Source organism: Pseudomonas sp. Sample_23 (assembly GCF_004307595.1).
Lineage (GTDB): Bacteria > Pseudomonadota > Gammaproteobacteria > Pseudomonadales > Pseudomonadaceae > Aquipseudomonas > Aquipseudomonas atacamensis.
Genome location: NZ_RCNX01000042.1, coordinates 1 through 14,070, shown reverse-complemented (window position 1 = coordinate 14,070; position 14,070 = coordinate 1). Strand labels below are relative to the sequence as shown.

The following is a 14,070-nucleotide window of genomic DNA, read 5'->3' as shown; positions in this document are numbered from 1 at the left end:
GCTTGCGCTCATTGTTGAGTGGGGCGGCTTTGCCGCGGGCAGCTGCGCTGCTTTGCTTTTCTGTGGGAGCGAGCCTGCTCGCGATGGCGGCCTGACAGCCGACCTGTTTCTTGAGGTCGCCCCAATCCAATTGTGGGAGCGAGCCTGCTCGCGAAAGCGGCCGGACAGCCGGCCTGTTTCTGAGGAGGTACGCGGTCAAATTGTAGGAGTGAGCCTGCTCGCGATGGCGGCCTGACAGCCGGCCTGTTTCTTGAGGTCGTCCCCAATCCAATTGTGGGAGCGAGCCTGCTCGCGAAGGCAATCTGCGAGCCGACGATTTTCTGTTTGATGCACTCAATCCAATTCGGTCGTTGAAGACTGCGAGCCTGAAAAGCAAGGTCAAAAGTTCTCAGCCTGCGACATTTCCTACAGCGTGTTGTAGGGCGGTTCCTTTTTCCCATGTTTTGGATGTGCTGGTATGCGACAACCGCCATGTTGACCGGTAGTGTTCCAGTCCCTGCAAGTCGTTCGAAGAGGTCAATGGAGTGACAAGTCGGCTGAATCCCCTGCTGCTTCTTAAAGGCTATTTCACCCCCATGGCCTGGGTCCTCGCGGCGCTGTTGTTCATCAACCGCCTCAGCGCCATGGTCAAGTTGTTCATGGCGCTGTACCTGCGTCAGGAGCTGGGCCTGGCGATTGAAACCGTGGGCTGGTTGCTGTCGGCCTATGGCGCCGGGTTGCTGGTCGGTTCGATGCTCGGTGGTTGGCTCAGTGATCATGTGCGCACGGCGCGGCTGACGGCGGCGCTGTTTTTCGTTTCGGTGTGGGTGCTGATGCTGTTGGGGCTGGTGACGCAGGTGCCTTGGCTCGCCAGTTTGCTGTTGCTTAGCGGTGTCATCGATGGGGCGATTCGGACGTTGCATCAGCGGCTGATCATGGAGTATTGCGAAGTCGCGCAACGTTCCCGTGCGCAAGCCCTGAGCCGGGTCGCGCGTAATCTGGGCATGGCCGCTGCCGGGGTGGCGGGCGGAGTGTTGGCTCAGGCGGATTTTCGTTGGGTGTTTTTTGTCAGTGCGGCGATGACGATGCTGGCGTTGCTGTGGTTCGTGCGCACGACGTGGCGGCGGCCGGTGCTGGTGGTTGAAGACGAATCGATCGATGGCTCGAGCGTGCCGCTTCGCGACAAGCCGTTCCTCTGGCTGCTGGCGGCGACGGCCGTGCTAGGTGTTGCGTTCGACACGGTGTACAGCACGCTGGGCAATTATCTGCGTGATTACTACCACCTGAGCACCGAAGCGATCGGTTGGCAGTTCGGGCTCAATGCGCTGTTGGTGATCGCGTTGCAGATTCCGCTGTCGCACTCGGTCGAGCGTTGGGGCTCGCGCTGGCAGATGCTCGCGGGCAGCTTGTTGCTGGCCTGTGGGCTGGGCATGTTGCCGTTCGGTTCCGGCTTGGCTTTTGTCTGTCTGTCGACGCTGATCTGGACGCTGGGCGAGGCCTTGTTCATGCCGCCGTTGAATGTACTGGCGATGCAGTTTGCCCAGAGCGGCAAAAGCGGTCAGTACTTAGGGCTGTTCTTCATGAGCTGGAGTGCCAGCGCGCTGTTGTCGCCGGTGCTCAGTGGGCAGCTCTATGGCGAGTTTGGCGGGCACAGTGTGTGGCTGATGAGCGCGCTGCTGGTGCTGATCTCCATTCCACTGACCTGGCAGGCCACGCGCGGCGCTTAGCTGATTCGGTTATCAGGGTTATTCGAAAGCAATCTGGCGGTCGATGGCATTTCTGCCTGCGCGGTCGCGTCCTAAGTGGTGAGCCGGTCGGATCGCAACTAGATTTCACATCGAGCCAGTCCGGCAAGCATGTCTTAGCGCAACAGGATGGAGTCGGCCATGAAAAGCAGATTGCTACGGGTTTTGATGTTGTTGAAAGTGATGGTGATGCTGTCCCTCGGCACCGCAACGGCATGGGCCGAGTGCGAGGATCACGAATCTCAGGCGTTTAACGGCCAGGTAGGGCATAGCGGGCTGATGCTGGCCAAGTCCGAGTCGGAACCGGGGGATATGAATCAGGGTGGCAGCGCCGATGACGACGACTCGACCACGGACGATCCGGATACCGATGACCCGGATGACGAAGGCGATAGCCAGACGTAGATCGCCGGGCAAAGAAAAACCCCTTCGGCCTCGACTGATGCGCAATCGAGGTGGAAGGGGTTTTGTTATCGCATGAATTCCTGAATCAACACGAACTCCCTGTGGGAGCGAGCCTGCTCGCGAAAGCGTCATTTCAGTCGACAATGTTGGTGACTGTTACACCGCATTCGCGAGCAGGCTCGCTCCCACATGGATATTCCGTGGTCTTACGCCGCGCCGTCGAGGAATTGCTCGGCGTAGTGGCAAGCCACCTGCCGATTATCCAGTTCACGCAACAGCGGCTCTTCCGTGGTGCAACGCTCGGTGGCGTACGGGCAGCGCTTGTGGAAAGCACAGCCCGGTGGCGGGTTCAGCGGGTTGGGCAGTTCGCCGACGATCTTGATTTTCGGCTTGTTCGGGTCCGGGTGAATGGTCGGGGTCGCCGACAGCAGCGCTTGGGTGTACGGATGCAGCGGGCGCTCGTAGATGTCGTTTTTCGGTCCCAGTTCCACCGGGCGGCCGAGGTACATCACCATCACGTCATCAGCCACGTGCTGCACCACCGCGAGGTTGTGCGAGATGAACACGTAGGCGGTGTTGAACTCCTGCTGCAAATCCATGAACAGGTTCAGCACCTGGGCCTGAATCGACACGTCCAGCGCCGAAGTCGGTTCGTCCGCCACCAGCACTTTCGGTTGCAGCATCATTGCCCGCGCCAGGGCGATACGCTGGCGCTGACCGCCGGAGAACATGTGCGGATAGCGCTGGTAATGCTCAGGGCGCAAGCCGACCTGCTTCATCATCGCCTGGACTTTCTCGCGACGTTCGGTGGCCGACAGCTTGGTGTTGATCAGCAGCGGCTCGGCCAGTTGATCACCGATTTTCTGCCGTGGGTTCAACGACGCGTACGGGCTCTGAAACACCATCTGCACGTCTTTGCGCAGTTGCTTGCGCTCGGCCTTGTCGGCGCCGGCAACTTCCTGACCGGCGATCTGCAGCGAGCCCGACGACGGCTCTTCGATCAGCGTCAGGGCGCGGGCGAGAGTGGATTTGCCACAGCCCGATTCGCCTACCACGGCAAGGGTCTTGCCGGCTTCCAGTTCGAACGACACGCCGTTGAGCGCGCGCACGGTGGCGTGGCCCTTGAACAGGCCACGGGAGACTTCGTAGTGACGGGTCAGGTCGCGGGCGGTAAGTACGACGGCCATTACGCCACCTCCTGGTTCAGCGGGTAGAAGCAGCGGGCGAGGCTGTTGGCTTTCGGATCAAGGCCCGGACGCTGGGTGCGGCAGTTGTCCTGCACGTACGGGCAGCGCGGCGACAGCAGGCAACCCTGCGGACGGTCATAACGGCCCGGGACGATGCCCGGTAAGGTCGACAGACGCGAGGCGCCGAGGCTGTGCTCGGGAATCGCCTTGAGCAGCGCTTCGCTGTACGGGTGCGCCGGGATGTCGAACAGTTGCGGCACCTGACCGACTTCCACCGCCTGGCCGGCATACATCACGCAGACACGCTGGGCGGTTTCCGCCACGACCGCGAGGTCGTGAGTGATCAACACCAGGCCCATGTTCTGCTCTTTCTGCAACGCCAGCAGCAGATCCATGATCTGCGCCTGAATCGTCACGTCCAGCGCGGTGGTCGGTTCGTCGGCGATCAACAGTTTCGGCTCGCCGGCAATCGCCATGGCGATCGCGACACGCTGGCTCATACCGCCAGACAGTTGATGCGGGTAGGCGTCCATGCGGCTGGCGGCGCCCGGGATCTCAACCTTTTCCAGCAGTTCGATGGCACGCTTGCGCGCTTGCTTGCCGGACATTTTCAGGTGCAGGCGCAGCACTTCCTCGATCTGGAAACCGACGGTGTAGCTGGGGTTCAGCGCGGTCATCGGGTCCTGGAAGACCATCGACAGGTCTTTGCCGACGATCTGCCGACGCTGACGATTGCTCAGTTTGAGCATGTCCTTGCCGTCGAAGCTGAGCGAGTCAGCGGTGACGATGCCGGGGTGCTCGATAAGGCCCATCAGCGCCATCATGGTCACGGATTTACCCGAACCCGACTCGCCAACGATGGCCAGGACTTCGCCCTTGTCGACCTTGAGGTCTAGGCCGTCGACCACCGGGGTCGCGGTCTTGTCGCCGAAGCGGACGTTGAGATTCTTGATTTCTAGCAGTGACATTTGAATCTCCTCAGGCGGCGTTCTTGAGTTTCGGGTCCAGCGCATCGCGCAGGCCGTCGCCCATCAAGTTGATTGCCAGCACGCTGAGCAAAATGGTCAGGCCAGGCAGACTTACCACCCACCAGGCGCGTTCGATGTAGTCGCGGGCCGAGGCCAGCATGGTGCCCCACTCAGGGGTTGGCGGTTGTACGCCGAGGCCGAGGAAGCCCAGTGCAGCGGCATCGAGAATCGCCGAGGAGAAGCTCAGGGTCGCCTGCACGATCAGCGGCGCCATGCAGTTGGGCAGCACGGTGATGAACATCAGGCGCGGCAGACCGGCACCGGCCAGACGCGCGGCGGTTACGTAGTCGCGGTTCAGTTCGCCCATCACGGCAGCACGGGTCAGACGCACGTAGGACGGCAGCGAAACCACGGCAATCGCGATCACGGTGTTGATCAGGCCAGGGCCGAGGATGGCGACGATCGCCACGGCCAGCAGCAGCGACGGCAGGGCGAGCATGATGTCCATCAGACGCATGATGGTCGGGCCGACCACTTTCGGGAAGAAACCGGCGAACAGACCCAGCAGGATCCCCGGAATCAGCGACATCACCACCGACGACAAGCCGATCAGCAGCGACAGGCGCGAACCCTGGATCAGACGCGACAGCAGGTCACGGCCGAGTTCATCGGTGCCGAGCAGGAACTGCATCTGCCCGCCTTCGAGCCACGCCGGTGGCGTCAGCAGGAAGTCACGGTATTGCTCGCTCGGATTATGCGGCGCGACCCACGGCGCGAAGATCGCGCAGAAGATGATCAGCAGCATGAACAGCAGGCCGGCAACGGCGCCCTTGTTCTTCGAGAACGCTTGCCAGAATTCTTTGTACGGCGACGGGTACAGCAGGCTTTGATCCACGGCGGACGTGGCGGTGGCTACTGAGGATGTTGGAGTGCTCATGGGTATTGACCTCAGCGCTGATGACGGATGCGTGGGTTGGCAAAGCCGTAGAGGATGTCCACCACGAAGTTGACCAGAATCACCAGGCAGGCGATTAACAGGATGCCGTTTTGCACCACCGGATAGTCCCGGGCGCCGATGGCTTCGATCAGCCATTTACCGATGCCGGGCCAGGAGAAGATGGTTTCGGTCAGGACCGCACCGGCCAGCAGCGTGCCGACCTGCAGGCCGACCACGGTCAGCACCGGAATCAGTGCGTTGCGCAGACCATGCACGAACACCACGCGCGACGGCGACAGGCCTTTGGCCTTGGCGGTGCGGATGTAGTCTTCGCGCAGCACTTCGAGCATCGACGAACGGGTCATCCGGGCGATTACCGCCAGCGGAATGGTGCCGAGCACGATGGCCGGCAGGATCAGGTGATGCAGGGCGTCGAAGAACGCGCCGACGTCATCGGCCAGCAGCGTGTCGATCAGCATGAAGCCGGTCTTCGGCTCGATGTCATACAGCAGGTCGATGCGCCCGGACACCGGGGTCCAGCCAAGGCTCACCGAGAAGAACATGATCAGGATCAGGCCCCACCAGAAGATCGGCATCGAATAGCCCGCGAGGGAGATGCCCATCACCCCGTGGTCGAACAGCGATCCTCGTTTGAGTGCCGCGATCACCCCGGCCAGAAGCCCGAGGATGCCAGCGAACAGCAGGGCGGCCATGGACAGTTCCAGGGTCGCCGGGAAAAGAGAGGTGAACTCGGTCCACACACTTTCACGGGTACGCAACGACTCACCGAGATCGCCCTGGGCCAGTTTGCCGATGTAGTCCAGGTACTGGGCATACAGCGGCTTGTTCAGCCCCAGGCGTTCCATTGCCTGAGCGTGCATTTCGGGGTCGACCCGACGTTCGCCCATCATCACTTCCACGGGGTCGCCCGGAATCATGCGAATCAACGCGAAAGTCAGCAAGGTGATGCCGAAAAACGTGGGGATCAACAACCCCAGTCGGCGGGCAATAAAACTAAACATCTTGTGTGGTACCTCATCAGCCGGTTAGGCGTGCCCGGTGTTCCATAGGTCAGGAGCACCGGGCGTTTCTTATCTACTTCACCTGGGTGGTGGCGAAGTTATTAGTGGTGAGAGGGCTGATGTGATAGCCCTCTACATTGTTGCGCATTGCAGTGAACATCCGAGTATGCGCCATGCTGATCCATGGCTGGTCCTGATTAAACAGCACTTGGGCCTGTTCGTAGAGCGCGGCGCGTTCGGCCGGATCTACTTTAGCCCGTGCTTCATCCAGCAGTGCCTGGAATTTCTCGTTGCACCAGCGTGCGTAGTTTTCGCCGTTCTTGGCGGCCTCGCAACTGAGCATAGGCGTCAGGAAGTTATCCGGGTCGCCGTTGTCGCCCGCCCATCCGGCCGAGACCATGTCGTGCTCGCCGGCCTTGGCGCGCTTGAGCATTTCGCCCCATTCCATCACGCGGATGTCGATCTTGATCCCGACTTTCGCCAGGTCAGCCTGCATCATTTGCGCGCCGAGCATCGGGTTGGGGTTGGTCGGACCGCCGCCGTTACGGGTGAACAGGGTGAAGGTGGTGCCTTCCGGAACCCCGGCTTCCTTGAGCAGGGCGCGTGCCTTGTCGAGGTCGCGTGGCGGGTTTTTCAGATCATGGTTGTAGCCGAGCAGGGTCGGCGGGTACGGGTTGACCGCCACCGACGCGTTACCCTTGCCGAACAGCGCGTTGACGTAGGCTTCCTTGTCGAACGCGATGTCGATGGCTTTGCGCACGCGTACGTCGCTCATGTACTTGTGCTGGGTGTTCATGGCGATGTACGAAACGGTCATCGCGTCCAGCTCGTCGACTTTCAGCTTGCTGTCTTTCTTGATGCTCGGGATGTCATCCGGTTTCGGATACAGCGCGACCTGACACTCGTTGGCCTTGAGCTTTTGCAGGCGCACGTTGTTGTCGGTGGCGATCGCCAGGATCAACGCATCGGCCGGTGGCTTGCCACGGAAGTAGTCCGGGTTGGCCTTGAAGCGCACCTGCGCATCCTTGGCGTAGCGCTGGAAGATGAACGGACCGGTGCCGATCGGCTTGTTGTTCAGATCGCCAGTCTTGTTGGCCTTGAGCAACTGGTCGGCGTATTCGGCCGGGTAGATCGACGAGAACGCCATGGCGATGTCAGCCAGGAACGGCGCTTCGCGACGGGTCAGGGTGAACCTGACCGTGTTGTCGTCGACTTTTTCTACGCTTTTGAGCAGTTCCTTGAAGCCCATGCTTTCAAAGTACGGGAAGCCCACGCTCGACAGTTTGTGCCACGGGTGATTCGGGTCCAGCTGACGCTGGAAGCTCCAGACCACGTCGTCGGCGTTCATGTCGCGGGTCGGCTTGAAATATTCGGTGGTGTGAAACTTGACGCCTTTGCGCAGGTGGAACGTGTAGGTCAGGCCGTCTTCGCTGATGTCCCAGGACTCGGCGAGCGCCGGGATCACTTCGGTGGTGCCGGGCTTGAAATCGGCCAGGCGATTGAAGATGGTTTCGGCCACAGCGTCCGCCGTGACTGCAGTTGTGTACTGGACCATATCGAAGCCTTCCGGGCTGGCTTCGGTGCAGACCACCAAGGGTTTGGCCGAGGCGCCAACGGCGACACTCAGCAACGCAGCCGCGATGGCCGCACGTAGGGGAAGCATTTTCATCGATAACCCTCTGCAATCGGTTGAAGACAGAAAACCGAACGGCCGACTCATCATGAGTCAGCCGTTGGTTGGCGTTTTTACAGAATGTTGAACGGGATGGTGGTTACCAGACGGAACTCGTTGATGTTGCCGTCAGCCTGGTGCTCGCTGGCGCGGTGAGTGGTGTAGGTCGCGCGAATTGCAGTGGCTTTGAGCGGGCCGCTTTGCACTGCGTAGGACGCACCGACACCGTATTCGTAGTGGGATTCTCCATCCATCAGGCTCAGGTCGCCGCGCTTGTCATCCGGAATGGTGTAAGCGGTGCCACGGTAGTGAGTACCGTCGATGCCCCAGCCGCGTGCCTGGTAGATGTTGAACTTCAGGCCCGGCACGCCGTATTCGGCCATGTTGATGCCGTAGGCAATTTGGAACGACTTCTCGTTCGGACCGTTGAAGTCCGACAGCAGGGAGTTGGCCAGGTAGATGCCGTTGGTTTCGTGCAGGTAGTCGAAGTACTCGTTACCGTTCACTTGTTGATACGAGAAGGTCAGGCTGTGGGCCTGGTGGGCCAGACCCAGCGACAGCGAATAGGTGTCGTTGTCGATGTTGCCCATCAGCTTTTTGCCTTCGTCGACGGTCTTGTAGTAGTTCAGACCGGTGGTCAGGCTCAGCACCTGGCTGTCACCCAGTTCGTGGGTTGCGCCGAAGTAGTACTGGTTCCAGAAGTCTTCCACGTTGGAACCGTAAAAGCTGGTTTTCAGGCTCTTGAACGGTTGGTAGTTGACGCCGGCAACGTAAACCTTGTCGGTCTCCACGCCAGTGGCTGAATACTCGGTGCGAAATTTCGACAGGCTCTGCTCGGTACGAGGGGAAACGCGGTCGAAGCCACCCGCGTCGAACGACAGGTTGTTGAATTCTTCGCTGTGCAGGGTAATACCTTCAAAGCTCGAAGGCAGCGGACGGTTACCGATGACATCGACAATCGGCGTGCTGAAGTTCTGGCGACCTGCGGTCAATGTGGTGTTGGATACACGAAGCTTGACATTGGCCAGACCCAGCTTGCTCCATTGGTCGACAGCGTCGCCGTCGGAATCCGCCAGGGTCCGGTTGGAGCCGCCAGCAATGTCCTTGCGATCACGATCCAGCACAATGGCGTTATAAGCGGCGACTTCGGTGCTCACGCCCACGGTGCCTTGGGTGAAGCCCGAGGTGTAGTTGACGATGGTGCCTTGCACCCAGTTGATCCGGCGTGGCGTCGGAGTGCGAACGGTAGGCGTGGTGTTCTTGTCGCTGTTTTTCACGTAGCTGAAACGGTCGTCGCGACGACGCAATTCGTTGGCATACCAGTTACGGGTTGTACCGCCCAGGCTTTGTCCATCGATAAAGCCTTTGGCCTCGCTTTGGGCGCTGCTGCCGGCCAATGTGGTAGGGACGAAGTCCTGACTTGCAGGTTCGGCGTACGCGGTAGCAGTGATGCTGCTGATGGCCAGGGCCAGTATCGCGGTGCTGCTCAGTTTCATGGGTGAAGCTCCTTTACTTTCTTTTTATCCCGGCTTTTTTTGGTATGCCGGTTATTGGTTTAGAACTCGTTCACACATCGCAAACGTTTGCAAAAAGCCGGATGGGCGAATTTCGGCAAAGCGCTTGCGTGAGGGGAGTAGACGGCTCCCCTCAGCATTGCGGCTAATCGGTTGGTTTAATCGATACTGACACCCGAGAACACGTTGCGGCCGAACGGGCTGACTTTGAACCCTTCGACCCGGGTGCTTAACGGCTGGTTGACCGTCGAGTGGGCGACAGGCGTGATCGGCACTTGCTGTTTAAGCAATTGCTGGGCCTGTTTATAAAGCACGGTGCGCTGGTCGCGGTCGGTGACGACCTTGGCCTGTTTGATCAGCTTGTCGTAAGCCGGGTCGCACCACATGGAGTAGTTGTTGCCGCCGATGGCATCGCAGCTGTACAGCGTGCCCAGCCAGTTGTCCGGGTCCCCGTTGTCACCGGTCCAGCCGATCAGGCTGACGTCGTGCTCGCCGTTTTTGGTGCGCTTGATGTACTCGCCCCATTCGTAGCTGACGATCTTCACTTTCAGACCGATTTTCGCCCAGTCGGACTGGAGCATTTCGGCCATCAGCTTGGCGTTCGGGTTGTAGGGGCGCTGCACTGGCATCGCCCACAGGGTGATCTCGGTGCCTTCTTTCACGCCGGCGGCCTTGAGCAGTTCCTTGGCTTTTTCCGGGTTGTAGGCGGCGTCCTTGATGGTGTCGTCGTAGGACCACTGGGTCGGTGGCATGGCGTTGACGGCCAGTTGGCCGGCGCCTTGATAAACAGCGTTGAGAATTCCCTGTTTATTCACCGCCATGTCCAGCGCCTGACGCACTTCGAGTTGATCGAACGGCTTGTGGCGCACGTTGTAGGCGATGTAGCCGAGGTTGAAGCCCGGCTTGGAAATCAGTTGCAGTTTCGGGTCGGCCTTCAGCGCTTCAACATCGGCAGGGCGCGGGTGCAGGGTGATCTGGCACTCGTTGGCCTTGAGCTTCTGCACGCGTACCGAAGCGTCGGTGTTGATCGCGAAAATCAGGTTCTTCAGCTTGACCCGGCTCGGATCCCAGTACTGCGGGTTACCGGTGTAACGGATGTTCGAGTCTTTCTGGTAGCTCTTGAACACGAACGGCCCGGTGCCGATCGGCTTCTGGTTGATGTCGCTCGGCTTGCCGTCGGCCAGCAGCTTGTCGGCGTATTCGGCAGACAGAATCGAAGCGAAGCTCATGGCGATGTTCTGGATGAACGCGGCGTCGACGCTGTTGAGCGTGAACTCGACGGTCAGCGGCCCGGTCTTCTCGACCTTGGCGATGTTCTTGTTCAGGCTCATCCCGTTGAAGTACGGAAACTCGGTGGGATAAGCCTTGCGGAACGGCTGTTGCGCATCGAGCATGCGAGTGAACGTGAACACGACATCGTCAGCGTTGAAATCGCGGCTCGGCTTGAAGTAAGGGGTTGTATGAAATTTCACGCCTTCACGCAGGTGAAAGGTGTATTTCAGGCCATCTTCGGAAATGTCCCACTTGGTCGCCAGGCCCGGTACGACATTGGTCGCGCCTTTTTCAAACTCGACGAGGCGGTTGTACAGCGGCTCGGCGGCGTCGTTGTCGGTGGCCGTCGTGTACTGCGCGGTATCGAAACCCGCCGGGCTGCCTTCCGAGCAAAACACCAGGCTGTCGCTGGCGGCGTAGCTTGCAGACGTGGCGGCCAACAGGCCGGCGCCCAACAGTGCGGAAAAAATCAAGGTATGGCGCATGACGCTCCCTCTTTTTAGTGTTGTGCAATGCGTCAGGGTCCCTGTCCCGGGACTTTCTGGTCGCATTGAGCTCAATCCAATACGTATGGCAAAACCGGTGGCCCACGCAGACACTGGTCAGTACGCGACGGTAGGCACCGTGCCTCTGGCAGTAAATACGTAATTGCCTTAATGCTCGTAGGAAAAGTCGACGCGCCTATACCGAAGCAATCATCTGCGGCGGATTTGGGTGTAGGCCTTTTCCTTTTTTCCCGGTAGATAAAGCAACGGCGACGTCAGAAACGCCGCCGTTGCAATGTCTTACTTGCTGACGCTGACGCCGTAGAAGGAATTCAGGCCAAATGGGCTGATCTTGAAATCCTGCACGTTGGCGCGCATGGGTTGATACACCGTCGAGTGAGCGATAGGTGTCATTGGAACTGCATCTTTGAGGACGTGTTGCGCCTGTTTGTACAGCTCGGTGCGCTTGCCCTGGTCGGTAGTGCGTTTGGCTTCTTTCACCAGGCCGTCGAACTTCTTGTCGCACCACTTGGAGAAGTTGTTGCCGCTCAGCGAGTCGCAGCCGAACAGAACGTTGAGCCAGTTGTCCGGATCACCATTGTCACCGCTCCAGCCAATGATCATGGCCTGGTTCTCGCCACCTTTGGAGCGCTTGATGTACTCGCCCCACTCGTAGCTGGTGATCTTCACTTTCAAGCCGATCTTGGCCCAGTCGGACTGGAGCATTTCAGCCATCAGTTTGGCGTTCGGGTTGTACGGACGCTGAACCGGCATCGCCCACAGGACGATCTCGGTACCTTCCTTGACGCCGGCTTCCTTGAGCAGCTGTTTGGCTTTCTCAGGGTCGTACTTGGCATCCTTGATGGTGGTGTCGTAGGACCACTGGGTCGGCGGCATGGCGTTGACCGCCAGTTGGCCCGCGCCCTGGTAAACCGAATCGATGATCTGCGGCTTGTTCACTGCCATGTCCAGCGCCTGACGCACGCGCAGGTCAGCCAGCGGGTTGGCCTCGTTGCTGCCCTTGACCTTGTCCATCACGTTGTAAGCGATGTAGCCCAGGTTGAAGCCAGCCTGATCCGGCATCTTCAGCGACTTGTCTTCTTTCAGCGCTTTCAGATCGGCCGGACGCGGGAACAGGGTGACCTGGCACTCGTTCTTTTTCAGCTTCTGGATACGCACCGATGGGTCGGTAGTGATGGCGAAGATCAGGTTGTCGATCTTCACGTCTTCAGGTTTCCAGTAGTCCTTGTTGCCGGTGTAACGGATGTTCGAGTCTTTCTGGTAGCTCTTGAACACGAACGGGCCGGTGCCGATCGGCTTCTGGTTGATGTCGGCGGCTTTGCCATCCTTGAGCAGTTGGGCCGCGTATTCGGCGGACTGCACGGACGCGAAGCTCATGGCCATGTTCTGGATGAACGCGGCGTCGACTTCTTTCAGGGTGAACTTGACGGTGTGGTCGTCGACTTTATCGATCTTGGTGATGTTGGTGTCCATCCCCATGTCGGTGAAGTACGGGAATTCGGTCGGGTACGCCTTACGGAACGGGTCGTCCTTGTTGATCATGCGGTTGAAAGTAAACAGCACGTCGTCGGCGTTGAATTCACGAGTCGGCTTGAAATACGGGGTGGTGTGGAACTTGACGCCTTCACGCAGGTGGAAGGTGTAAGTCAGGCCATCATCGGAAATGTCCCACTTGGTCGCCAGACCAGGAATCACGGCGGTGCCGCCGCGCTCGAACTGGGTCAGGCGGTTGAACATGGTTTCGGCTGAGGCGTCGAAGTCGGTTCCGGTGGTGTACTGGCCTGGATCAAAACCGGCCGGGCTCCCTTCGGAGCAGAACACCAGGTTAGTCGCAGCGGTGGCGAAAGGTGCGGAGGCTAACAAGCCTGCGCCGACTAGAAACGGAATGACCGCGTGTTTAAGCATGTTGGCCTCATGATTTGTTGTCATTTTTTAGTTGTGAGGTACGACCTCGTGAGTCGTGCCTGCGGATACTTATGCAGGCCCCATACCCAATGCAAGATCCAGAGCGGTCGGCGGCGTTAAACGGTGGCACGAACGTACCTTAATGTCGCATCCGTATAACTTTTGACGCATTTGACCGTTTGCGAGTGGTTTTTAAGGTGCAAATGCAGCCCCAAAACGGTGCGGCAGTCACCTGCTGCGCGACGCCTTGGGGCCGGGTGTTACTTATTTATACCCACCCCATAGAAGGGGGTCAGACCGAAAGGGCTGATGCGGAAGTCGCTGACTTCCTTGCGCAACGGCTGGAACACTGTGGAGTTGGCGATCGGGGTGATCGGCACCTGCTGTTTAAGGATCAGTTGCGCCTGTTGATACAGTTTTACCCGTTGCGCTTTATCCGTGGCCACTTTGGCCTGCTGCACCAGTTTGTCGTAAGCCGGGTCGCACCATTTCGCATAGTTGCTGCCTTTGACTGCCGCGCAGCTGTACAGCACGCCCAGCCAGTTGTCGGGGTCGCCGTTGTCGCCGGTCCAGCCGTAGATCATCGCGTCATGTTCGCCATTCTTGGCGCGCTTGATGTACTCGCCCCATTCATAGCTGACAATGTTGGCCTTGATGCCGATCTTGTCCCAATCCTGCTGGATCATTTGCGCCGACATACGTGCATTCGGGTTCGACGCACGCTGCACTGTCATCGCCCAAAGGTTGATGGTTGTACCGGGTGCAACCCCGGCTTCATTGAGTAGCGCCTTGGCTTTCACCGGGTCGTAAGGCGCGTCTTTGATGTTCGGGTCGAACGACCATTGCGCAGGTGGCAAAGCGTTCTGTGCCAACTGACCGGCGCCTTGGTAAACCGCCTTGATGATTGCCGGTTTGTCGATGGCCATGTCCAGCGCCTGACGGACCTTGAGCTGATCAA

12 protein-coding genes are annotated in these 14,070 nt (G+C 59.3%); 3 read left to right on the top strand and 9 right to left on the bottom strand.

Annotated features, from left to right (window positions below; translation table 11 throughout):
- The 3 genes from D8U82_RS28280 to D8U82_RS10945 form a co-directional block, all read left to right on the top strand.
- The coding region (locus tag D8U82_RS28280) for a hypothetical protein (protein WP_206663329.1) at nt 1-235 on the top strand (235 nt) is incomplete at its 5' end.
- 340 nt (nt 236-575) lie between these two features.
- Entirely contained in the window at nt 576-1,706 is a 1,131-nt protein-coding gene (locus D8U82_RS10950; protein ID WP_241668056.1) for an MFS transporter, read from the top strand.
- A 159-nt stretch (nt 1,707-1,865) separates the two neighbouring features.
- Nucleotides 1,866-2,129 (top strand): hypothetical protein, encoded by a 264-nt coding sequence (locus tag D8U82_RS10945; protein WP_071174375.1) that lies wholly within the window; start codon nt 1,866-1,868, stop codon nt 2,127-2,129.
- 206 nt (nt 2,130-2,335) lie between these two features.
- Here D8U82_RS10945 and D8U82_RS10935 read toward each other — a convergent pair whose 3' ends face one another.
- The 9 genes from D8U82_RS10935 to D8U82_RS10895 all read right to left on the bottom strand — a co-directional run.
- Nucleotides 2,336-3,316: a peptide ABC transporter ATP-binding protein gene (locus D8U82_RS10935; protein ID WP_016771723.1), complete on the bottom strand. Its 981-nt coding sequence runs from the start codon at nt 3,314-3,316 to the stop codon at nt 2,336-2,338.
- Nucleotides 3,316-4,284, bottom strand: a complete 969-nt coding sequence (locus tag D8U82_RS10930; protein ID WP_016771722.1) for an ABC transporter ATP-binding protein — start codon at nt 4,282-4,284, stop codon at nt 3,316-3,318. Before D8U82_RS10930 ends, D8U82_RS10935 begins: the two co-directional genes overlap by 1 nt.
- Before the next feature lie 10 nt (nt 4,285-4,294).
- Nucleotides 4,295-5,221, bottom strand: a complete 927-nt coding sequence (locus tag D8U82_RS10925) for an ABC transporter permease subunit (RefSeq protein WP_016771721.1) — start codon at nt 5,219-5,221, stop codon at nt 4,295-4,297.
- Nucleotides 5,222-5,232: 11 nt separating this feature from the next.
- On the bottom strand, nt 5,233-6,243 hold the full coding sequence (locus D8U82_RS10920; protein ID WP_016771720.1) for an ABC transporter permease subunit: 1,011 nt from the start codon (nt 6,241-6,243) through the stop codon (nt 5,233-5,235).
- Nucleotides 6,244-6,316: 73 nt separating this feature from the next.
- Entirely contained in the window at nt 6,317-7,912 is a 1,596-nt protein-coding gene (locus D8U82_RS10915) for an ABC transporter substrate-binding protein (protein WP_130902197.1), read from the bottom strand.
- Between the two features lie 77 nt (nt 7,913-7,989).
- Complete coding sequence (locus D8U82_RS10910) at nt 7,990-9,411, bottom strand: OprD family porin (protein ID WP_130902196.1); 1,422 nt, start codon at nt 9,409-9,411, stop codon at nt 7,990-7,992.
- A 176-nt stretch (nt 9,412-9,587) separates the two neighbouring features.
- Entirely contained in the window at nt 9,588-11,186 is a 1,599-nt protein-coding gene (locus D8U82_RS10905; protein ID WP_024011591.1) for an ABC transporter substrate-binding protein, read from the bottom strand.
- A 300-nt stretch (nt 11,187-11,486) separates the two neighbouring features.
- On the bottom strand, nt 11,487-13,112 hold the full coding sequence (locus D8U82_RS10900; RefSeq protein WP_016771716.1) for an ABC transporter substrate-binding protein: 1,626 nt from the start codon (nt 13,110-13,112) through the stop codon (nt 11,487-11,489).
- A gap of 260 nt (nt 13,113-13,372) precedes the next feature.
- Nucleotides 13,373-14,070: ABC transporter substrate-binding protein (locus D8U82_RS10895; protein ID WP_241668055.1), on the bottom strand; the 698-nt coding region annotated here is incomplete at its 5' end.

Coding starts and splice junctions, on each gene's coding strand:
- D8U82_RS10945 (WP_071174375.1), top strand. CDS start 1,866: ATGAAAAGCAGATTGCTACGGGTTTTGATGTTGTTGAAAGTGATGGTG.
- D8U82_RS10900 (WP_016771716.1), bottom strand. CDS start 13,112: ATGCTTAAACACGCGGTCATTCCGTTTCTAGTCGGCGCAGGCTTGTTA.
- D8U82_RS10930 (WP_016771722.1), bottom strand. CDS start 4,284: ATGTCACTGCTAGAAATCAAGAATCTCAACGTCCGCTTCGGCGACAAG.
- D8U82_RS10910 (WP_130902196.1), bottom strand. CDS start 9,411: ATGAAACTGAGCAGCACCGCGATACTGGCCCTGGCCATCAGCAGCATC.
- D8U82_RS10920 (WP_016771720.1), bottom strand. CDS start 6,243: ATGTTTAGTTTTATTGCCCGCCGACTGGGGTTGTTGATCCCCACGTTT.
- D8U82_RS10950 (WP_241668056.1), top strand. CDS start 576: ATGGCCTGGGTCCTCGCGGCGCTGTTGTTCATCAACCGCCTCAGCGCC.
- D8U82_RS10915 (WP_130902197.1), bottom strand. CDS start 7,912: ATGAAAATGCTTCCCCTACGTGCGGCCATCGCGGCTGCGTTGCTGAGT.
- D8U82_RS10925 (WP_016771721.1), bottom strand. CDS start 5,221: ATGAGCACTCCAACATCCTCAGTAGCCACCGCCACGTCCGCCGTGGAT.
- D8U82_RS10935 (WP_016771723.1), bottom strand. CDS start 3,316: ATGGCCGTCGTACTTACCGCCCGCGACCTGACCCGTCACTACGAAGTC.
- D8U82_RS10905 (WP_024011591.1), bottom strand. CDS start 11,186: ATGCGCCATACCTTGATTTTTTCCGCACTGTTGGGCGCCGGCCTGTTG.